The 21,334-nt window shown below is 66.6% G+C and carries 19 protein-coding genes; 12 read left to right on the top strand and 7 right to left on the bottom strand.

The genetic code is table 11. The features are described 5' to 3' along the window. Positions 1 to 5: 5 nt before the first annotated feature. Both IPM60_13080 and IPM60_13075 read right to left on the bottom strand, forming a co-directional pair. Positions 6 to 716, bottom strand: coding sequence for a flagellar hook assembly protein FlgD (locus IPM60_13080; GenBank protein MBK8908794.1), 711 nt, complete (start codon positions 714 to 716; stop codon positions 6 to 8). Positions 717 to 741: 25 nt separating this feature from the next. Next, positions 742 to 2,550, bottom strand: a complete 1,809-nt coding sequence (locus IPM60_13075) for a flagellar hook-length control protein FliK (GenBank protein MBK8908793.1) — start codon at positions 2,548 to 2,550, stop codon at positions 742 to 744. 316 nt (positions 2,551 to 2,866) lie between these two features. Between IPM60_13075 and IPM60_13070 the strand changes: the two genes are divergently transcribed. The 11 genes from IPM60_13070 to IPM60_13020 all read left to right on the top strand — a co-directional run bounded on the left by IPM60_13070 (position 2,867) and on the right by IPM60_13020 (position 13,731). Further along, a complete protein-coding gene (locus IPM60_13070) occupies positions 2,867 to 3,778 on the top strand; it encodes a flagellin (protein MBK8908792.1) in 912 nt (303 codons plus the stop codon). 187 nt (positions 3,779 to 3,965) lie between these two features. Then, positions 3,966 to 4,472 (top strand): flagellar biosynthesis repressor FlbT, encoded by a 507-nt coding sequence (locus IPM60_13065; protein MBK8908791.1) that lies wholly within the window; start codon positions 3,966 to 3,968, stop codon positions 4,470 to 4,472. After that, positions 4,447 to 4,791, top strand: coding sequence for a flagellar protein FlaF (locus IPM60_13060; GenBank protein MBK8908790.1), 345 nt, complete (start codon positions 4,447 to 4,449; stop codon positions 4,789 to 4,791). Before IPM60_13065 ends, IPM60_13060 begins: the two co-directional genes overlap by 26 nt. Continuing rightward, positions 4,792 to 6,780 (top strand): tetratricopeptide repeat protein, encoded by a 1,989-nt coding sequence (locus IPM60_13055; GenBank protein MBK8908789.1) that lies wholly within the window; start codon positions 4,792 to 4,794, stop codon positions 6,778 to 6,780. It begins immediately after the preceding gene. Next, entirely contained in the window at positions 6,777 to 8,756 is a 1,980-nt protein-coding gene (locus tag IPM60_13050; protein ID MBK8908788.1) for a motility associated factor glycosyltransferase family protein, read from the top strand. The genes IPM60_13055 and IPM60_13050 overlap by 4 nt, the downstream gene beginning before the upstream one ends. Positions 8,757 to 8,953: 197 nt before the next feature. Further along, positions 8,954 to 9,988, top strand: a complete 1,035-nt coding sequence (gene pseB / locus IPM60_13045; GenBank protein ID MBK8908787.1) for a UDP-N-acetylglucosamine 4,6-dehydratase (inverting) — start codon at positions 8,954 to 8,956, stop codon at positions 9,986 to 9,988. Between the two features lie 5 nt (positions 9,989 to 9,993). Beyond that, positions 9,994 to 10,779 carry a glycosyltransferase family protein gene (locus IPM60_13040; protein MBK8908786.1) on the top strand — a complete coding sequence of 262 codons (786 nt, stop codon included), beginning with the start codon at positions 9,994 to 9,996 and terminating at the stop codon, positions 10,777 to 10,779. Positions 10,780 to 10,782: 3 nt separating this feature from the next. Then, a complete protein-coding gene (pseG, locus tag IPM60_13035) occupies positions 10,783 to 11,883 on the top strand; it encodes a UDP-2,4-diacetamido-2,4,6-trideoxy-beta-L-altropyranose hydrolase (GenBank protein ID MBK8908785.1) in 1,101 nt (366 codons plus the stop codon). Between the two features lie 3 nt (positions 11,884 to 11,886). Next, a complete protein-coding gene (locus tag IPM60_13030) occupies positions 11,887 to 12,573 on the top strand; it encodes a class I SAM-dependent methyltransferase (protein ID MBK8908784.1) in 687 nt (228 codons plus the stop codon). Between the two features lie 14 nt (positions 12,574 to 12,587). Next, a complete protein-coding gene (locus IPM60_13025) occupies positions 12,588 to 13,346 on the top strand; it encodes a WbqC family protein (protein MBK8908783.1) in 759 nt (252 codons plus the stop codon). 34 nt (positions 13,347 to 13,380) lie between these two features. After that, on the top strand, positions 13,381 to 13,731 hold the full coding sequence (locus tag IPM60_13020; GenBank protein MBK8908782.1) for a hypothetical protein: 351 nt from the start codon (positions 13,381 to 13,383) through the stop codon (positions 13,729 to 13,731). Positions 13,732 to 13,902: 171 nt separating this feature from the next. Here the strand turns inward: IPM60_13020 and IPM60_13015 are convergent, their stop codons facing one another. From IPM60_13015 to IPM60_12995, 5 genes are read right to left on the bottom strand one after another with little or no spacing between them, the layout of a single operon-like run. After that, positions 13,903 to 15,198: a hypothetical protein gene (locus tag IPM60_13015; GenBank protein ID MBK8908781.1), complete on the bottom strand. Its 1,296-nt coding sequence runs from the start codon at positions 15,196 to 15,198 to the stop codon at positions 13,903 to 13,905. 53 nt (positions 15,199 to 15,251) lie between these two features. Next, positions 15,252 to 17,399: a flagellar hook-associated protein FlgK gene (gene flgK, locus IPM60_13010; protein MBK8908780.1), complete on the bottom strand. Its 2,148-nt coding sequence runs from the start codon at positions 17,397 to 17,399 to the stop codon at positions 15,252 to 15,254. 53 nt (positions 17,400 to 17,452) lie between these two features. Continuing rightward, the gene (flgN, locus tag IPM60_13005) at positions 17,453 to 17,908 is read right to left on the bottom strand and encodes a flagellar export chaperone FlgN (GenBank protein ID MBK8908779.1); all 456 of its coding nucleotides are present in this window, start codon (positions 17,906 to 17,908) and stop codon (positions 17,453 to 17,455) included. Continuing rightward, the gene (locus IPM60_13000; GenBank protein ID MBK8908778.1) at positions 17,905 to 18,237 is read right to left on the bottom strand and encodes a rod-binding protein; all 333 of its coding nucleotides are present in this window, start codon (positions 18,235 to 18,237) and stop codon (positions 17,905 to 17,907) included. The genes flgN and IPM60_13000 overlap by 4 nt, the downstream gene beginning before the upstream one ends. Beyond that, entirely contained in the window at positions 18,237 to 19,388 is a 1,152-nt protein-coding gene (locus tag IPM60_12995; protein ID MBK8908777.1) for a flagellar basal body P-ring protein FlgI, read from the bottom strand. The genes IPM60_13000 and IPM60_12995 overlap by 1 nt, the downstream gene beginning before the upstream one ends. A 349-nt stretch (positions 19,389 to 19,737) precedes the next feature. On the opposite strand from IPM60_12995, the gene IPM60_12990 reads away from it, so the two are divergent. After that, complete coding sequence (locus IPM60_12990) at positions 19,738 to 21,324, top strand: flagellar hook-basal body complex protein (protein ID MBK8908776.1); 1,587 nt, start codon at positions 19,738 to 19,740, stop codon at positions 21,322 to 21,324. The last annotated feature ends 10 nt before the right edge of the window (positions 21,325 to 21,334 follow it).

Genomic DNA, 21,334 nt, shown 5'->3' with positions numbered 1-21,334 from the left:
TGAATCTAGGCTTCGGAATCGGACGCGGGCTCGCCGCGGTCGGTGACTTGCCGTTCGGGTTCCCTTACGGAAAGCACGTCTTCCATGGGGATCTGGACGTCGCCCATGAACAGGACGGCGCGACCGCCGTCGGCGGCGGCGCCGGTAATGCGGCCGTACACCGTTTGCGAAACCGGCATTGGCGACTGGTCGCCATGTTTCGCCGAAACGTCCAGGGTGTAGACACCGTCCGGCAGCGGGCGACCGTCGGCATCGTGGCCGTCCCACTCGAAGGAGTGGCGCCCAGCGCCGGTTTCGCCGCCGATGGTGTAGACCGGCTGCCCGCGGTCGTTCTTCACGACCAGCGTCGTCTCCAGCGCCGTTTCGGGGAGGGTATAGGAGGCCTGCGCCCCACCGTCCGCCAGGGTGAAGCTCTTACCTTCAGCTTCCACCATCGTGCCGAGATAGTTGACCATGGCGGCGGCCTGGTTGCTTTCCTGCAGTCCGACCAAGGTCTCCAGGTGCGAGTTCTGGTAGATCTGCTGCTCGACGTTGGCGAACTGCACCAGTTGCGAGGTGAATTCGTTGGCGTCCATCGGGTCCAGCGGATCCTGGGCCTGAAGCTGAGTCACGAGCAGATTGAGGAAGTTGAAGAGATCCTCCTCGAGCCTCTGCTGATCGGCACCGGCCTTGCCGGTCGCGGTCGCCGTGGTTGTCGCAGCACTGTCGATGATCATCGTGTGGCTCCGCCTTCAGATAACGTCATGCGCGAATGTCGAGGCGCCCGGCGCCGGCCGCTCCGGACTCGGCGGGGGACCACCCGCCGCTGCCGTCAGTCCCAGTGTCGTGCCCGCCTTCGGCCGCACTCCCCCCGCCATTGCCGCCATGGGGCGAACGCTGCTCTCCGTGGCTGTTGGCTTGGCCGCGCAGGTTGAAATTGAGGCTGTTCGAGTCTGTCTTGAGGCCGGCCTGCTGCAACGCCTGTTCAAGCGCCCGGGAGTCGTTCTGTAAGAGTTCGAGCGCCTGACGGGTTTCCGCGGTGACGGTGGCGGTGACCCGCCCGTCGCCGGTCATTTCCAGATGCACGTCGATGCGCCCGAGAGACTGGGGCTTGAGCTGGATGTCGATGCGGTCAATGCCGTTCTTGATCGCCTTGGTGATGTGCACCGACACCTGATCGCCGAGGCCGGGCTTGCGGGGGACCGGGCCGCTCGGGTGTTCGGCCTTCAGATCCGCCCTGAGTGCCTCGGCGAAACGGCCGTGGGATGTTCCCGCCGCGCCGTCCCCAAGAGCCTCGCCGGCCGGCGACGCCGTGGCGAAACCGGCGCCCGGAAGCGACGGCCGCTCGCCGGCCTGTTGAGTGGCGCCTGCCGTGGCGCCGGTGCTGCCGAACATGGCCGGTGACGCGGGCTGAGTCCCCGGCTGTCCCGCGGCAGGCTGCCCGGCCAGGGCAGCGGCAGCAGCGACAGGAATTGTCGCTCCTGGTGTTCCCGCCTTGGTGGCCGCCGCCGCTTGTTGCGCGGCGGCGGTGTTCCCGGGTGTCGATTTGCGGCGCTGCTGCGTCATTTCCGACGCGCCGGCGCCGACGAGATCAGACGCTGCGATGAGAGCGGACAGGGGGGACGACTGCAGCGCCTCCGCGTTCCTGGTGACGTTGATCGTCGCCTGCGCCAGACGCGGGTCGGCCGCCGCGCCAGCGTTGCCGGCCGCGGCAGGGGGCTGCGTGGGCTCGCCCGATACGGGGGCGGGAGCAGGGGGCAGCACCGCCGCCGGACGGTGTGGCGAGGCGGGAGCCGGTTGGCCTCCCGCAGCGCTGCGGTCCATCTCCGGCGTCGCCCGTCTTTCCCCGGCGTCGACTCCCGCATCGACGGCGGTGGCGGGCGCGCCGGCAGCCGGCGTGATGTTGGTCTTCGCTGCCGCGGCGGGTCCTTCTGCGGCATCGGCTTCGGTCTCCGCCGGACGCATACCCTCACCGGTAGCGAAAGGCAGTTCCGTCGCTTCGCCCCCGGTGCCGGCAGCCGCGGGCACGAAGGGGTATCCGGCGGCCGCCACGGAAGCGGGCGTCGACCCCGCTGGCGACGATTCCGCTACTGCCGCTACCACCATTTCCGCCCCGCCGGAGGGGTCGGCGTTCTGCGCCGCACCTGGCTGCTCATCCGTCTCGCGGGTCGCCACGTCCCGATCACGCGCGGCGTCGCCGCGCCGGGATTGCGGCGTTCGATGTTCCGAACGATCCGCAGCGGCGGTTTCTCTTGGCTCCTCGGCCCGGTCACCGCCGGGCGCACCGGCGCGTTCGGAAGCGTGCTCGCGCTGGTCGCGGCGACCAGGCGTCGCCGCTTCGATTTTCGCTGCCGGCGGGAGCGAGCGTTCCGGAAGCGGCGTTGTATCCGCCGGGACACGTCCTTCACGGCCAGACATCGCGTCGACGAGCAGACCCTCGAACGCGCCGCCGCCGCCGGCCGCGTTCGCGGCGGCGAAGGCGGACGCCCCGGTCGTCAGCGTCGAGAACTGTCTATAGACGCGCGCATACGTTGTTGTTCGATCGAGGTCCGGCGGGGTCGAAGCGTCCATCTTGATCGGTCTCCATCATGATCTGCACCAGATCCATACGACCGGGAGCAATCACCGGGCCAATCCGGCACGCGGATAAAAGTCTTACGTTGCAATTAGTTGTGGCGTCAGCGAGTGACGATGGGGCGGACATGGGCAGACCTGCACCGGCAATTTTTTCCGGCACCGCGCAAGTTCACGCAAAAGCGGTAGCACTGCAAAAAAAACCCTCTTTGCGAGAAATAACGCTGGACAAAACACGTTTAGGTTGTTACAGTCCATAGTTGTCGGCGCGAGAATGCGCCTCACCCTCGAGCCCTAGAAATGGAGCCTTATCATGGCGGGTATCGTTCTTTCCTCTTCCGTTCGTACAAACCTCCTTACCCTGCAGTCCACCTCGGACCTGATCGGCCGTACGCAGAATCGCCTTGCCACCGGCATGTCCGTTTCCAGCCCGATCGACAGTGCAGTGAAGTATTTTGCATCCAAATCATTGAGTGATCGTGCCTCGGACCTTTCCGAGCGCAAGGACGGCATCGACCAGGGTGTTAGCGCGCTGGAGACGGCGCTCGAGGCGACCTCCGCGATGGAAGAGCTGACGCAGCAGATGAAGGGTATCATCGACGCGGCGCGCAGCCAGACCCAGTCCCAGCGCGCCGAGGCCGGAGCGCAGTTGGCCGAGTTGGCTCAGCAGATCCAGAACCTGGTCGACGACGCCAGCTACAAAGGCCTCAACCTGCTCAACAGCAGCGCCTCGACCTTGAGCGTCCGTTTCAGCGACAAGGCCGACTCCAAGCTCGACATCAACGGCGTCAACTTCAACGCCGAGGCCTACTTCCAGGATACCGCCGGCGCCAGTCTCGGCGTCAGCGCGTTCAGCGGCGTCCAGATCGCTTGCGCCTTGGGCATTTCTGCCGGCTTAAGCGTGGCCGCCTTCTCGGCTGCTACTCAACTGGCCGACTTCAATGCCGTCGCCGATACCGCGATCAAGAGCCTGGAAAGCACGATCTCCAACTTGCGCTCGAAGTCCGCGACGATGGCCGCCAATGCATCCATCCTAAAGGTGCGGCTCGACTTCACGTCCGAGTACGTCAACAAGCTGCAGGTCGGCGCCGACAAGCTGTCGCTGGCGAACCTTAACGAAGAAGGGGCCAACCTGGTCGCCCTTCAGACCCGGCAGCAGATCGGGACCCAGGCCCTGGCGTTCGCGGGCCAGGCAGAACAGTCGATCATGCAGCTCTTCCGGTAGACGCTGCAGACGGCGATTCGCCCGGGGGAGGCCTTGCGCCTCCCCCTTTTTCTGTCCGTATTACGATATTTGTCTGGACCACAAGCACCTTTAACGGGTTATATATCGCAGCTTCGCCGGCAATGGTTGTGGGTGGCCGACGACCATGCCCCCGCAGTCATGACGCGGTCGCAAGAGGGAACATGCAATGGCCCTGGTGATCCACATCAAGAAAGACCAGCAGATCATTCTCAACGGCGCCGTCGTCGAGAACGCGTCGGGCAAGACGATCAGCCTTATCCTCAAGAACGAAGCCGCCGTGCTGCGCTCCGAAGACATCCTGGCGCCGGACGATGCGGTCACGCCGGCCAGCCGCGTGTACTACGCCCTGCAGTGCGTCTACCTCTTCCCGGAGCGGCGTGGCGCCCATTTACGCACTTTTAACGAGCTGGTTGCAAGTTATCTCCATGCAGCGCCGAGCGCGCGCAGCATCGTCGCGGCCATCCTGGCGGCAGTGGAGAACGAGCAATACTACGCCGCGCTGAAGAAGGCCCAGGAGCTGATCAAACACGAGGGAAAGGTCCTGACCCATGCCCAACACCAACTTGATAAAGAGCTACACGTCGACGCCGCAACCGGGAAATCCGAGGGCGACCGAGGCTTGGGCGCTGACGCAGGCTGCATTGCGCTTGAAAGACGCGCGGGAGGCCAATGACCGCGCGGCCATCCTCGCCGCGGTCCGCCTCAACTGGCGGTTATGGACAATTTTCCAGGCGGAGTTGCTGGATCCCAACTGCATGGTGCCCGAAAGTGTGCGCGCCAATGTCCTTTCGCTGGCCAATTTTGTCGACAAGCACTCGGTCGAGCTGGTGGCCAGGCCGGTGCCGGATAAGCTCGATATCCTCATTTCGATCAACCGTGAGCTGGCGGGGGGCCTGAACGAGATCCCCGAACCGGCGTCCAATGACATTGCTGCCGCCGCTCCGGCGACCCGCCCGGCGCCCGCCTTCGCCAGCTTGACCGTATCCGCCTAGGTGCCGTCGTCCGACGTCATGACGGCGGGTGACGGCCGCCACGAGGGCGTCAGGGGCTTCCTCGACGCCGCCACCACCAGCGCCGAACGGCAGGACTGGGCCGAGGTCGCAGCTCGTGCAGCGTTGCTGCTGGAATCGGACCCGGAGTGCGCCGAGGCTCTGTTTGTGCAGGCCACGCTGGCCATCGTTGGGCAAGATCTGGCTGCCGGGGCGGGTCTGGCGCTGCGGGCTATGGAGAGTGGCTTGAACGCCGGCGAATGCGCCGACCTGCTCGCCGTCGCCCACGGTATGGCCGGAGACTTCAATATCGCCGTGTACTACGCAAAGCTCGCGACGGCGTTGCCGGCGTCGCCGGAGCTTCGGGCGTTGGTGCCGCCATCTATTCCGTCCTTCGCGCATGTGCTGGAGACGATGTCCGAGCGGCCGTTGCTGAAACGAGCCACCCGGCATCTCGTCGCTGGCCAGTGGCGGGAGGCCGAGCGGTGGTTTCGCCAGCACCTGGCCTTCGAGCCGGCCGACCGCGAGGCGCATCTGGGCCTCGGGAGGTCTTTGCTGGAGCAAGGAGTGCCGCGCGCCGCGGTCGAAGCGCTGCGGGCAGCGCGCCACCTGTTGCCGGATGATCCGGAGCTTGCGAGCCTGCTCGGAAAGGCTCTCTCCCAGATCGGTGAGCGCGACGAAGCGGGAGCCTGCCACCGTTGGGCCCAGTCGCTGGAGCCGCACGATCCCGCCATCCACTCGGCGCCGTTGCTGGACGCACTCGGTGACAGCGCCGCCCGCCCCGATGACCTGGCTGCCGACTTCCAGGCGTGGGGGCGCCGCTTCGGCGTTGCGACCTCCGCCAGTGCCGGCGAGACCGTCCTGCGCCGCGCGGGCGGCGTGCTTTCGACCATCGGCTACGTGGTTGGCGGCCTGGGCGCGAGCGGGCAGGGACAAGCCGTCGCCCGCATTCTCGGTCGACGCAACGCCGGGCTCTATCAGGCTGTCGGCTTCGGCTTCGGCACCCTGACCGACGCCGCCAACGTTCCGTTCCAGAAGTGCTTCGATCGCTGGCAAGACGTGGAGGGAGTGGACCCCGCGACCCTGCAGGCCATGGTCATCGCCGAGGGGGTGGACGTCCTGGTCGATGCCGCCGGATTCACCGCTCCCCGACTGCTCTCCGCGTTCGGCGGGCGGATGGCGCCATGTCAGGTCGCTTGGCTCTACACGCCCTATGGCACCGGCCTCGCCGCCATGGACTTCTTGTTGACCGACCGCTTCGTCGATCCGGATCCGGCAGTCGCGTCGGAACTCAGGGAAGAGCCGGAAATGCTCGCCGGCGGCGCCGTCGTCGCCGTGCCTCCGTTGGCCAACCGGGCGACAAAAGCGCGAACCGAAGACGATCAGTTGGTGCTGGCGGCAGATGCGTCCCTTGGCGATCTCGACGGCCGCACCATCGAAGCCTGGGCACACATCCTGCACACGCTTCCCGGCTCCGTCCTTGTGCTCAAGAACCATGACTTTCAGGCGACGGACAACCTCGCCCGGATGATTGGCATGTTCGGCAACTTTGGCCTCGCCGACCGCGTCGATGTGGTGAGCGAGGACGATGGTGCGGCGTTCTACGCCTGCGGCGACGTCGCTCTGCTGCCGTTTGCCTCTCCCGACCCGCAATCCGTAGTCGACGCCCTCGCGGCCGGTATTCCGGTCATTTGCCCGGCCGGCCGCGGCCGCCACGCCCGCTACGCCGCCAGCGTCATCCACCATCTCGGCTTGGCTGATCGCATGGTCGCCGCCGACCTCGCTCAGTACGTGCAGGCCGCCGTCGCCTGGGCGGCGGATCCGGTGGAAAGACAGCGACTGCGCGGCGCCCTGCCCAGCCATCTGCAACAAGCGCCGCTGTTCGATCCCGACCGCAGAATGCGGGAGTTGGAAGCGTCCTTCGAAGCGATGTGGCGGAGGACCCGCCTCCGCTACGGCGTCGAAGCGCCGTCGGACAGGTGCTCGGCATGACCCGCGTCAACCCGGACCTGTTTCAGCGCAACCTCGACGCGCTCCGCGAGCGGCACCCGGAAGTGGCGGCGAAGGTCGACGCGGTCACCGAGACGGCCAGCAACGTCGTGGTGAAGGACGGCGTCGCGGTCAACGTGGACCTCGGCACCGGCATGCTCTATCCGGATCCGGAGCCAGGCTGGTCGATGACGCAGAAGAAGGCGTTCGAGGACTTTCCCGACCGCATCGGCTTCAGCGACCCGAACCACTGCAACTTCTCCGATATCACCCTGAAACTGCACGGCGATCTGGTCAGTTACCTGCGCGAGACCGGCTTCAGCGCCGATCTGGCGCCGCTGCCGGTCGTGGATGTCGGCTACGTCTTCGTGTTCGGCATCGGTCTCGGCTATCACCTCGACGGTCTGATCGAAACCACCTCCGCCCGGCATGTGGTGCTGATCGAGGCGGTGACCGAGTTCCTGGTGCATGCGCTTGGTGTCCAAGACTGGGAACGACTTATGTGCCGCGCCGAGCAGCGTGGTATCCGCTTCCATTTCGTTCTCGCCGGCGAACCGGAACTGATCAGCAACGCCATCGACACCATCGTCTCCCGCGAGGGCAACGTCTTCCTTGAGGGCTCCTACTACTTTCCGCACTACTACTCGTGGACGTTCCGTGAGGCGTTCAAGCACATCAAGGAAAGCATCAAGTCGCACTACATCACCTCGGGTTTTTTCGAAGACGAGATCGAGATGGTCCGCAACTGCGCGGTCAACCTCCGGCGCCGCGCCATGCATGTGGTGGAGACCCGCCCGGCTCGCGAACAGGTCCTGCCGGTCTTCATCGTCGGCGCCGGCCCCTCGCTTGACAACGACCTGGACGTCATCCGCAAGTGGCGGGATCGGGTGCTGGTGGTGTCCTGCGGCACCGTCCTCGGCATTCTGCTCAAGAACGGCATCCGCCCCGACATCCACTGTGAACTGGAGCGCGGCGAGGAGGTGTTCCAGGTGCTGTCGCCGCTGCGCGCCGCGTTCGGGTTCGAGGGCATGACCCTGCTCGCGACGACGACAGTGCATCCCACCGTCACGGCCCTGTTCGACAAGCACTGGTTTTTCTATCGCAGTGGCCTCAGCACCGCGACCCTGCTCCGCGGCCCCGTTTTTCCTCTGTTGGGGGTCGATCCGCTGGTCTGCAACGCCGCCTTCGCAGCCGTCGCGGAACTCGGCTTTCGCGAAATCTATCTGTTCGGCATCGATCTGGCGCAGAAAGAAAGCGGCCGTCACCACGCCAAGGACTCCGTGTACTTCGAGAACGCGGAGTGGGACGAGATCTACCGCAAGCGCTTCGATCGAGTCGTCCCCGGCAACTTCGGCGGCATCGTCGAGACCTGTTGGAACTTTGATCTGGGCCGGCAGATGCTGGCCCGTGTGCAGGCGCGCCTGCAACCGAAGCTGTTCAACTGCAGCGACGGCGCCCGGATCAATGGCGCCAAGCCACGCGTCGGCGCGTCGATCGCCATTCAAGACCGCTTGCCGGGGCGCGACCGGGTCCTCGCCCGCATCGAGCAGCAGATGCGCTTTTTCGAGAAGGGCGAAATCCTGGCAGGGATCGATTTCGACCAGCACATCGCCGGCTGCGACGCCTTCGTCACAGCGTTCGATGCCTTTCTCGACGCCGCCGCCGCCGACGACATCGGGTTCTTCGAGTTGGAAGCGCGGCTGCACGCGTTCATAGCCGAGCAAAGCGACGCCTTCCGCGGTTTCTACACCATGGCCCGCGGTTCCATCGTCTCCATGCTGCGCATCGGCGCCTTCTACGGCAACCGCATCGCCGACGAAGACGACCGCCGCGCCTACATCCGCCATTTCATCCCCTGCTACCGCGCCCGTTGTGCCGAGATGGCGGAGATCGCCCGCGCATTCCTGACTGCGATCCGCGATGATCGCGAAACCGTGGCCGACGTTCCATGTGTCGCGAGCGCCGAAATCTCGTATTAGTTGTATCATTAATATAAAAGCAACCACGATCGCCTAGTCTTCCCCCATCACGTCAAGCGCGAGCGGAGCCAACGCCGCTCCCACGGGGAAGAACGAAACTGATGACGACGATAAAGCTGATGAGCGGGCGCAAAGCGGGCGCCGCCGCCGCGAGGCCCGCATCCACCGGCGACGCTCGAGACCGTCGCTACTACACGATGCCGCTCTCCAACTACTACGATCTGTCCGTCGATCTCGCCGGCAAGTCGATCCTCGTTACCGGCGGCACCGGCTCCTTCGGCAAGCGCTTCGTGCAGACGGTGCTCGACCGCTATGAGCCCCGGCGGCTGATCATCTTTTCCCGCGACGAGCTCAAGCAGTTCGAGATGGAGCAGGCGTTCAGCCGCGCCGAGCATCCCTGCCTCCGTTACTTCATCGGCGACGTGCGCGACCGCGAGCGCCTGCAGATGGCGATGCGCGACGTCGACTACGTGATCCACGCAGCGGCGCTGAAGCACGTGCCGCTTGCCGAATACAACCCCACCGAATGCATCCGCACCAACGTGCTCGGCGCCGAGAACGTGGTCCAGGCGGCGTTCCACTGCGGCGTCAGGAAGGTCATCGCGCTCTCCACCGACAAGGCCGCCAATCCTATCAACCTCTACGGCGCCTCCAAGCTGGCCTCGGACAAGATCTTCGTCGCCGCCAACAACCTGAGCGGCAAGACCGGCACCCGCTTCGCCGTGGTGCGCTATGGCAACGTCGTCGGTTCCCGCGGCAGCGTCATTCCCTTCTTCCAGCGCCTCAAGCGGGAAGGGGCGGACACCCTCCCGATCACCGACGAGCGCATGACCCGGTTCTGGATCACCCTGCAGCAGGGCGTCGATTTCGTGCTGTCGTGCCTGAAGATCGCCCGCGGCGGCGAGATCTTCGTGCCCAAGATCCCGAGCATGCGGATGACCGACCTCGCCGCCTCCCTGGCGCCGGGCATCCCGATGCGCACCGTCGGCATCCGTCCGGGAGAGAAGCTGCACGAGGTGATGATCACCGCCGACGACGCCCGCTCGACGGTCGAACTCAAGGACCGCTTCGTCATCCGCCCTGCCTTCAAGTTCTGGGGAGACGATGACGGCGACACCGATCCGGAGATCGAGGGAACCCCCGTTCCCGAAGGCTTCGTCTTCTCCAGCGACGTCAACGACAACTGGCTCGACGAAGCGGGCCTCGACCGCATGCTGAAAGAACTGGCTTGATCCCCATGAATCGAACTTCGAACCACGCCGCCGTCGAGCAGGCGCCCGTCACCGGCGTCGTCATCCAGGCCCGCATCGGCTCGACCCGGCTCCCCGGCAAGGTCCTGATGGACCTCGGCGGCCGCACCGTTCTGTCGCACGTGATCGAGCGCTGCCAGGCGATCGAGGGGGTCGACGTGGTCGCTTGCGCCGTGCCCAAAAGCAAAGCCGATGATCCCGTCGCCGAGGAAGCCACGCGCAACGGCGCCGCCGTGTTCCGCGGCGCAGAGAAGGACGTGCTCGGCCGCGTGCTGGGCTGTGCCCGCGCCCAAGCCATGCACATCGTCATGCGCATCACCGCCGATTGTCCGCTGCTCGATCCCACGGTTTGCGCCGGCGTGTTGCGTCTGCAGCGGGTCACCGGCGCCGACTACGTCTCTAACGATATGAAGTTGTGCTGGCCGCGCGGCCTCGATTGCGAGGTGGTGACGCGGGCCTGGTTGGAGCGCGCCGCCGAAGAGGCGACCGATGCGGAAGACCGGGAACATGTCACCCGCTACATCCGCCGCCATCCAGAAGTGCACTGGGAGCACCTGCCGCTGCTCGGCAAGAGCGTCCAGCACATCCGCCTCACCCTCGACACCGAGGACGACCTCCGCGACCTGCGCCGCATCGTCGCGACGCTGCCGCCGGGGCGCACTGGCTGGGGCTATGACAGGGTGCTGCGTCTCGTCGCTGCCGATCCCGAACTGGCCGGTCGCCTGAACGGCCGCGGCCAGCATGATGGTCTGTGGATGGTGCGGGGGATCTAGGGCATGTCTATCCGCGGTCGTGCCGTGCCGCCGCTGGCGGTTGTCCGCTGCGACGCGTCAGCGGATCTCGGCGGTGGTCATCTCGCACGCTGCAGTGCCTTGGCGGCGGCGTTGAAGCGCCGCGGCTGGCGCGTCAGCTTGGCAATTCATGCCGACTCGAATGCGGCCTCGCACAGCGCCGGCGCGAACTTTCAGCACATCATCAGGCTTGAAGCGGGGGACGAAGCGGCGGCCATCGGCGCCGCACTCGGCGAGCGTGCCGAGCTTGTGGTGGTCGATCATTACCACCGCGGCCGCAGCTTCCAGACGGCGTGCCGCGCCTGGGCGGATCGGGTGCTGGTCCTGTCTGACGTCCCCGACCGTCACCACGACGCCGACATTCTGCTCGATGACGCCTTCGGACGCGCCGCTGAAGACTATCGGCGCCTGGTTTCACCGGCGTGCCAAGTGCTCACCGGCAGTCGCTTTGCGTTGCTCGATCCCGCGTTTGCCGCCGCCCGTCCGGCCGCGATCGCGCGCCGCGGCGAACACCGTCCCGTGTCGCGACTGCTGGTCGCCATGGGCGCTGCCGACATCGACAACGTCACGGCCATGGTGCTGGATGCGGTCGCCGTCAGCCGTCTTTCCTGCGCGGTGGACGTGGTGCTCGGCGACGATGCGCCGCACAAGGCCGAAGTGGCCGAGCGCCTCGCCGCGCTTTCCCAGCCGGCACGGCTGCACGTCGGCGTCGGCGTTCGGTCCATGGTCGATCTGACGACCGACGCCGACCTCGCCGTCGGCGCCGGCGGCACCATGTCGTGGGAGCGCTGCTGCCTCGGCCTGCCGACCATCCTGATCACGACCGGCGCCAACCAGGAGGTCCACGCCGCCAATCTCGCCGCCGCAGGCGCGGTGTGGCTGTCGGGCTCGCACGCGGATGTTTCCGCCGGCTCCATTCGCGATGATCTCCTCGCCATCGCCGCCGATGCGGCGGCGCGCCGACGATTGAGCGCATCCGCCGCGGCCGTATGCGACGGCCGTGGCGCCGATCGCGTCTCGGCCGTCATCGACGAAACCGTCCGCGGCATAGCCCCGCACCCTCAATTCTGTTCGGGAGACGCATGAGCCATGGTCGCTTTTGACAGCCGCTTGCTGGACGATCTGGAGCGTATCGGCGGCCACTACACCGATCTCGTCGGCAAGCACGGCGACGGCCCGCAGTCGGCGCAGTGGCGCGACCGCGAGTCCCAGGAACGGCGTATGCGCGTTCTCGCCGAGGTCGGCGACCTTAGCGGCGCCAAGGTTCTCGATTTCGGCTGCGGCACCGGCCACCTGCTCGACTTCCTCCGCGAATTCTGCGCCTTTCCCGGCGAGTACGTCGGCTATGACATCTGCGCGGACGCGATCCGGTTGGCGTCGGAGAAGTACCCCGCCATTCGCTTCGAGCGCCGCAACATCCTCGTCGACGCTATCGAGGAAGACTTCGACTACGTGCTGATCAGCGGCGTCTTCAATCACCGAACGGTCGACAGTTGGGGTCTGCTGCGCACCGTCCTGTCGCTGTTGTTCGCCCACACCCGCAAGGCGCTCGCCTTCAACCTGCTCTCCACCTACGTCGACTACTGCGATCCGGAACTCGCCTACGTCAGGCCGGAGGCGGTGTTCGCGTTCTGCAAGGAGACGCTGTCGCCGCTGGTGACGCTTCGCCACGACTACTGCATCAAGCCCGGCGTCGTGCCGTTCGAATTCACCGTCTACGTGCACCAGACCGACATCCCGGTCCGCAAGAGCCTCCTGCGGCTCGGCCAGGTGTAGGGAGGACAAGCGCCATGACGGTGGTGATCACCCAGCCGACCTACATGCCCTGGCTCGGCTACTTCGAGCAGATGGCGGCGGCCGACGATTACGTCATCCTTGATGCCGTCCAGTTCACCAAGCAGAGCTGGCAGAGCCGCAACCGCATCAAGGGCGCGGACGGCGCGCCCCTCTGGCTCACGGTGCCGATTGCCGCCCATCCGCTCGACACGCCCATCCATGACATCCGCATCGCGCCGACGCCGCCCCAGTGGCGCCGCAAGCACCTGAAAACCATCGCGGCCAACCTTAAGGGCGCGCCGTACTTCCACCGGGTGTATCCGCGCATCGAGGCATGGCTGGAAACCGAGTTCACTTACCTCGCCGATCTCAACGTGGCAGGGATCAGGATGTTCGCGGAGCTTCTCGGCCTGGCGCCGCGGTTCTACCGCGCGTCCGAACTTGGTGTAGGCGGCCGGCGCTCGCACCTGTTGCTCGACATTCTCGAGCGCCTCGGTGCCCGCCACTACTACGCCTGTCTAGGCTCGCAAGTGTATCTCGAGGCCGACCGCCCGTTGTTCGAGGCCGCCGGCATCGCCATCCGCTATCAGACCTGGGAACATCCCCGCTACCCGCAACGGGGGCCGGGCTTCGTCTCGCACCTGTCGGTCGTCGATGCGCTGATGAACATCGGTCCGGAGAAGACGCGGCAGCTGATCACGACGGTGGTTCCCCACCCGCGACCGGAGCGATCGCTGCAACCCGCCGGCCACGGCGAACTGGAATATGCCTGACTCCGTACGTACTGAAGATCGAGAGGATCGTGCCATGACCGAAACGCGAGAGACGACGGATCCGCTGACCGCGGTGGAGAAGAATGCGTTCACCTTGTCACAGGCGGCGGTGCGCCTCGACCAGGCGCGCCATCAGCCGCGGCACCTGGCCGAGGCGCTCACCGACAACGCCGAGCTGTGGATCGCCATCCAGTCCGCCGTCCGCCGCGCCAACGGCGCTTTGTCGCCGGCCGTCAGGTCCAACCTCCTCAAGCTCGGCGACTTCATCGTCGCCACCACCATCCGCGCCGACGGCGAGGTCACCGACCACACCCTCGACACCCTCATCAATATCAACCTGCAAATATCCGAGGGCCTCCTCGAAGGCCAGGCCCGGAACTCGTAGGGCGGATCAGCCAACCTCGAAGTTCGTAGGGCGGATTAGCGAAGCGTAATCCGCCACAACGCCGCGACTACGGCAGATTAGCCTTTCTAATCCACCCTTCCGCCAGCCACTCCTCGGGATAAACGCCAGGGCGTAGGGCGGATTACCTTAGTGTAATTCGCCATCCCGCCCCTACAAATAGTTGGACAAGCTCAGCGAGTTGACCTTGGCGATGGCCTGGTAGGCGGCTTCCAGGGCGCGGCCCTGGTCGAGGAGTTTCGTGACCGCCTCCACCGTCTCGACGTTCTCGATGTCGGCGACGTTGGCGGTGAGAAAGCTGATCAGCTCCCCCTGTTCCTTGACGGCGTCGTGCAGCAGCCGCTGCTGGAAGCCGATGTCCATCGCCGCAGTCTCGAGATTCCCGGAGAGTTCCGCTCCGTAGGGTGCGCCGCCGCCGGTGCGGTCGAGGGCGCCGTTGAGGAGGTCGATGGCGTCGTCGACGCGCGCCGTGTTCTGGTCGAGCCCACCGGGGGTGCCGTAGCCGCCCTGGGCGATGATGCCGAGGGCGCGGATCGCCTTCTCGAACGCCGGGTCGATGGCGGTCAGGTCGAGGTTGAGAAAGCGGTCGTCGTCGACGCGATGGGTGAGCGGGATCGTGTCGCCGCGATAATAGTCGGCGGAGCTGATGGTCACCGCCGCGTCGGCGCCGTTCACCACCGAGTTGGTGACCGGAATGGTCGCCGGGCCGGCGGCCAGGGCGCCGGCGATGGTGATCCGGTCGGAACCGTTGGTGCTCACCACCGTGTAGGCGCCGTCGTTGCCGAGGCCGGAGCCGGAGAGGGTGATGGTCTGGCCGGCCTTGAGGCGCGCGAAGGCGCCGGGGGTGGCGGCGGTGATGGTGTCCTCGCCGCTCATGGTCAGGCCGCCGGTTTCCGCCGGGGGCAGATCAACATCGGTCTGCACGTGGGCTTCGCGGGTCGGCGGATAGATGACCGACGCGCCGTCATAGCGGTCCTGGAAAGCTTCGAGGGTGGTGAGCCCGAACGCCACCGGCTGGGTGGTGACGCTGCCGCCGCCGAAGACGTAGCGGCCGTCGATATCCGTATTGAGATGCGTTTCCAGGTCCTTAAGCGCATTGAACGCCCATCGTTGCGCGTCCTCGATCGACGCGCGGCTCGGGGGTTCGAGGGAATCGATGTCGAGCAGGACCTGGCGGACGTCGCGCAGCGTGGTTCGCATCCCTTCCAACGTCGTCTGGGTCATGTCGACGCGGAGCTGCATCGCCTGGTTGTTGTCCTTGAAGCGCTCGGCCTCCTGCATGGCGCCTTCCAGGCGGACCAGACGCAGCGACGTGCGCGCCAGGCCCTTGTAGTCCTGTGACACCTTGCCGCTGGCAACCTGTTGCTCCAGGTCATGCAGCCGGCGCTGGGTGCGGAACACCGTGTTGAGGATGGCGTTGCTGGCGGCGATGTCGGCGATGCGCGTCATGGCGGGCGTTCTCTCGTTTTCCTGTCTCGGCTTGTGCTGTCTCGGCCGGGATCTCAGCCGAGGATGCGGTCGAGGGTTTCGAACATGGACTTGATCGTCCCCATGACCCGCGCGCTCGCCGCGTAGGCCTGCTCGTAAATGACCAGTTGCGCCATCTCTTCGTCGAGGTTGACGCCCCGATCGCTGTCGAGCTTATGCTCGATGGAGTCGAGCAGGGTACGGGCGTAATCGGCGTCGTCGGCGTTGCTGGCGCCCAGCGCGGCGTTTTGCGCGAGGATCGTGCCCGCATACTGGGTGAAGCTAGCTTGCGTTGCTGCAAAGGCTCCAGCCGGTGCGAACGTCCGACTCTCCGAAAGCTTTGCGGCCAGATCCTGGATCAGCGTGTCGTCGCCGATGCTGGCGTGGTATTCGCCGCCCACGCCGCGGTTGGCGTCCCACTGGACGATGCCGCGCGCCACCAGTGACGGCATCTGGCGAATGTCGTCGCGGACCCCGAGGCTGGCGGCGGTGCGAACGTCGGCGACACGCAGGCCGATGTCGGCGAGAAGGGTGTCGGCGGCGCCGTCGGTGACCGAGATGGTGGCGCTGTCGTCGGAGGCGAAGCGGAGCCGGGCGCCGGCGCCTTCCGTCACCAGGCTGGCGGTGACGCCGATGCCGGCCTTGTTGACGGCGGTGACGATGTCGCTGAGCCGGGCTCCGGCCGGGATGGCCACCGACCCGAGTGCGCCGCCGGCGTTGCGGAACGTGAGCGTCGCCGGCGTCGCGGCGAAGGTGCCGTTGAGCACGTTCGAGTCATGGATGTTCTCGGGGAGGCCGTCCACAAAGAGGTCGTTGAGGCCGAAGAAATTCGAGAACCCGGAAACCGTCTCGTCCGCAGCGCCGTCGCCGTCCGCGTCGAACCGGATGACGGCGTCTTGCGGGGCGCTTCCGGCCGCGGTCCCCGCCTCGTCGCGGAACGAGAGATAGCGGGACGGGTTGCTGACCTCCACCACCAGCTTTCCGTCCACCACTCCGGCGCTGCCGTCGGCGCCAAGGAAGGCGGCGATGGCGTTGGCGACGTCGTCGATGCTGCCGCCGGCGCCGCCCAACAGGGTGCGCAGGGTATCGGTGCGCACCTGCTTGCCGCCGGCGTCGAGCAGCACCATCGATGTGTCGCCGTCACCGGAAAAGGTGATGGTCTGCGTCGCCGGCGTGACGAACGACCGCGAACCGCTCATGTCCTGCATTCCGGGGAACGCGAGGCCGCGGTTGTGGACCTGGTTGACGGTGTCGCGGAGGGCGGCGGCGAGGGCGTCCAGTTCGCTCTGCATGTTGGGGAGCACGGCGTCGCGCATGTCGATCAGGCCCTTGAGCTCGCCACCGCGGATCGATCGGGTGATGTCGTTGGCGTTGACGGCGGCCCCGATGGTGATGCCGCCGATGTCGCCTTCGCTGTAGGTCGTGGTCGCCCCGACGTTCGACACCGCGTTATGGGTGAGGCTGGTCGGCACCGTGTCGACCAGAACCTGCCCGGAGGAGGTGAACACCACCACGTCGCCGTCCGAATGGTTGAATGTGCGGATGTCGATGATCTGCGACAGGCGGTCGAGCGCAACATCCCGCTGGTCTTCGTAATCGGACGTATCGCGGCGCACGGCGCCGTTGCGGACGATGTCGTCGTTGAGGTCGGCGATGCGGCTGATCAGCGTGTTGACCTCGTCGACGGCTGCCTCGATCTCCCGGTCGGCCTGCAGGCGCAGATCCTGCACGGTTTCGCTCATGCGGCGGAGCTGGCTCGCCGTCTGCTCGGCCCAGCGCACCACGTCGCGCTGCTCGAGGCTGTTCTGCGGCTGCATGGCGAGGCTCTCGATGGCGCCAGCGAATTTGGCGATGGTGTGGCCGATGGCATTGTCGTCGCCGGGGGCGCCGAACAGTTCCTGGGTGCGGTCGTAGTAGTTCTGCTGCACGTCTATCGCCCCGAACCGGGCGTGCTCGAGGCGCAGGTTCCGCAGCAGGGTTTCGTCGACCCTGCGGGTGATCTCGGTGATCTGCACCCCGGCCCCGATCCCGTTCAGGACCCGCTGCTCCTGTTCAACGGTCCTGCGGGTATAGCCCTTGGTGTTGACGTTGGAGATGTTGTTGGCGATCGTGTTGAGCGCCCGCTCGTTGGCGCTGAGGCCGCTGATCGAGGTCTGGAGGGCGGTAGACAGACTGCCGGACATCAGGACTGCTCCTATTGACGATCGTGGCGCCGAACGGCGACCGCAGACCGCTGCTACAGGGAGTGATCGACGCTGATCGGGACGACCGGCGCCATCGGCTTGGCGGCCTTGTCGCCGTTGCGTGCGCCTTTCGGGTTGTAGGCTGAAGCGATTGGGTTGAGCGAGCGGATGGCCTCGCCGACCGCTGCAAGCAGGCGGCGATTGGCCTCCATCGCGACCTTGAGGAGGCGGGCGTTCTCTTCGACTAGTGGCTCCAGCACAGCGCCGAGGCGCTCCAGGGTCTCGGTGTAGCGGCCGTCCAGGTTTCCGAGGTCGTTCAGCGCCTCACATAGCGCCTTCATCTTCAACTCATAGGCGCGGGCGGCGGCGGCCTTCTCCCGCACCATGCCGGCGACCGCCGCGGTGTCGCGCTCGATGAGCGCCTGGTTCTCGCGCTTCAGAATGTCGATGAGCTGTTCCATCGCCTCGCCGACGCCGGTTGCCAGCCTGGTCGCCTTGGTCTCGTTCACGGCCGTTCACCCTGTTCAATTTCCTGCGTTCTGAGGATTTCGCGGACCACCGCGTCGGCGATGCCGATGCCGCCGCTCTTGGAGACGGCCTTGCCGTATTCGTCGGCCAGCATCGTCTGCCACATGTCCTCCGCCATGCCGCCGCCGAACGGTTCCTCGGCGCCGACGCCCGCGAACATCGGCTGCAGCATCTGCCCGAGAAACACCGCCTCGAATTCGCGGGCGGTACTTTCCAGCGCCGCCCGGTCACGGGCGCCTCCAAAGGCCGGCAGACGCCCGGCGCCGGCAGCGGCGGCCGTCGTCGCCTGAAGTGCGCTCGCGGACGGCATCACATGATCTCCAGTTCGGCGTGCAGCGCGCCGGCGGCCTTGATCGTCTGCAAGATCGTGATCATGTCGCGCGGTCCGAGACCAAGTGCGTTGAGGCCGTTGACCAGCTCCTGCAGGGTCACGCCGGTCGGCACCACCGCTATGCGGTTGCCGTCCTCATCGTCCACCTCGATCTGGGTGCGGGGCACCACCACGGTTTGCCCGGCGTCGGCGAGAGGCGCCGGCTGCGACACTTGCGGTGCCTCGCTGATGCGTATGGTGAGGTTGCCCTGGGCGATGGCGACCGTGGAGACGCGCACGTTCTCGCCCATGACGATGACCCCCGACTGCTCGCCGACCACCACACGGGCGAGCTGGTCCGGCTGGATACGGAGCTGCTCGATATCGGTCAGGAGATCGACCGCCCGGTACTGGTAGGACTGCGGCACCCGCACCAGGACCGTCGACGGATCGTTAGACCGGGCCACGGCGGTTCCGAGAAAGGCGTTGATGGCGTCAGCCACCCGGCGAGCGGTCGTGAAATCCGGGTTGCGCAGATTGAGCTTGACCGACTGCAACTCGCGCAAGTCAAAGTCGATCTCGCGCTCGACGATGGCGCCGCCGGCGATGCGCCCGCTTGTCGGCACGCCTCGGGTGATGCTTGCGGCGGCGCCTTCGGCGGAGAAGCCGCCGACGCCGACTTGTCCCTGGCCGACCGCGTAGACCTCTCCGTCGGCGCCGAGCAGCGGCGTGACCAGAAGCGTGCCTCCGAGGAGGCTCTTGGCGTCGCCGAGGGCGCTGACGTTGACATCGACGCGGCTGCCCTGGCGGGAGAACGGCGGCAGCGACGCCGTTACCATAACGGCCGCGACGTTCTTCGAGGTAAGCCCGTCCTCGGTCGGCTTGACCCCCAGCCGGTTCAGCATGCTGAGCAGGCTCTGCTTGGTGAAGCCGCCGTCGCGCAACGCGTCGCCGGTGCCATTGAGGCCGACGACCAGACCGTACCCGACGAGTTGGTTGTCGCGCACACCTTCGAAGGTGGTGATGTCCTTGATGCGGGACACGGCGTGCGCCTCGGCGCCGATCGCCGCGCCGAGGACAGTGGCGAGCAGCACGGCGCCGAGCAGGCGGGCGAGGGGGCGGAGCGACGGCGGACGGAAACGCGAAGTCATGATCCCGGTGGTTCCGATGGTGATGATCCGCCACCCTGTAAGCGAATGCCGTGCCAACTGCTGCTGCGGGTTATCCTACTGAAACATCAACATTATATCCCCGGCACCAGGACGCCTGAGCGGCGACGGGCGGAAAGTCTCGACCGGCCCCGGCAAGATCTGCCGGGCGCTCGGCGTCTGCAGGGAAGTGCGGGAGGCGCCGCCGCGGGGCCACCGCCAACTGCAGTGCCCACGGCGTGCCGCAGTTGCCCTCGCACACGGGGTTCGCGTCCGCTTTGCTCGGTCTGTTGGCATCCGCCTTGCGAGCCAAGGGCGGAACCAGACGATCAGCCACACCCGGAGCCGCCCCATGAGCCTTCTTGGCCTCTTCGCCGCCAGCGTCCACGGCATGAACAGCCAGAGCGACGCGATGAACGCGATCGCCGGCAACATCGCCAACCTCAAGACCGGAGGCTACAAGCGGACCGATGTGCAGTTCGCGACCGTGTTGAGCCGGAGCGTCTCCAATCAGAGTGGAAGCGGCGCCTCGGCCGCCGGATCGTCACACGCCGATTTCGGCGGGTCGATCGCCAAGAGCTATGCGCGCATCGGCACGCCGGGAGAGATCGAATCCTCGGGCGGCGCCCTCGACCTGGCAATCAACGGCGGCCGGGGCTTCTTCGTGGTCAATCCGCACCCCGACGGCTCGGGCGAAGCGCTGTTCACCCGCGACGGCACGTTCGCCACCGGCATCGGACCGGACAACACCGTCGCCGGCATCGGCGGCGCCCCGATCACCGTGCAGGAAGGCTACCTGGTCGACAAGAACGGCTTCTATCTGCAGGGCTGGGACTACAACCCGGCCGGCAGCTACGGCGGCGATCTCGGCGGCCTGCATGCGCTGCGCGTCGACGGCGCGGCGTTCGGCAGAATCGGCGAAGCGACCACCAGTGCCAAGCTCGCCCTCAACCTTCCGCCGGACAGCCCCGCCGCGACCCTCGAATCCTTCCCCATCCATGGCGTCGACACCGCGGGCAACGCCTGGATGCTGGAGAGCCGCTTCATCAAGGACCCGATCGCCAACAGTTGGCGGTTCGACATCGCAGACGTCGGCGGCGCCGGCTCTGTGGCTATCGCGCCACCGGCAGATTTTTCCCGCAGCATCGGCGCCGACGAGAACATGGTGTTCGATGCCGCGACCGCCACTATCGGAATTCGGAGCACGAGTGACGGCCGGCTGGTGGGCAACGCCTTTGCCGGCCTTGCCGCCGGCGACGCCATCACCATCGCCGGCACCGCCGTCAACAACGGCGTCTACACGGTCAAGTCCATTGCGCCGGACGGAGCCTCGCTGACCGTCGATCCGGCAACCCCGCTCGCGGCCGACGAAACCGCCGCGCTGCCGGCGACCGTTGCCGCCGCCGGCGTGCTCGGCCAGCCGCTGACTTTCAACCCGGACGGGACGCTGGCGGGGGCGGGACAGTACGGCGTGGCCGTCTCCCTCGCCGGTGGAGCCACCAGCACCTTCTCGTTCGACCTCGGCGCCGTCACCCAATTCGCAGGCGGCTTCCGGGGCGGGAACTACAGCCAGGACGGCTTCCCGGCCTCGAACCTCGCCGGCGTCTCCTTTGACCAGTTGGGGCACGTGGTCGGCCGCTTCGAGAGCGGCCTGACGCGGAACCTCTACCGCGTCGCGCTCGCCAACTTCACCAACGCCGACGGGCTCAGTATGGTCAGTGGCAACCTGTTCGCCGCATCCGCAGACTCCGGCGCGGCGAGCATCGGCGTCGCCGGCGAGGACGGCGTCGGTCTCTTGATGCCGGGCGCCCGCGAGCTTTCCAATGTCGACATGGCGGACGAGTTCGCGAAGATGATCAAGACCCAGACCGTCTACAACGCCTCCGCCACTTCGCTCCGCACCCAGGACGAAATGCTGCAGAAGCTGGACGAGCTGTAGACCTTGGCCC

This window comes from Rhodospirillales bacterium (assembly GCA_016710335.1).
In the GTDB taxonomy this organism is placed as follows: Bacteria; Pseudomonadota; Alphaproteobacteria; order Rhodospirillales; family Defluviicoccaceae; genus JADJXQ01.
Note: the sequence above shows the minus strand (reverse complement) of the source record. Positions and strands in the feature narration are given on the sequence as shown.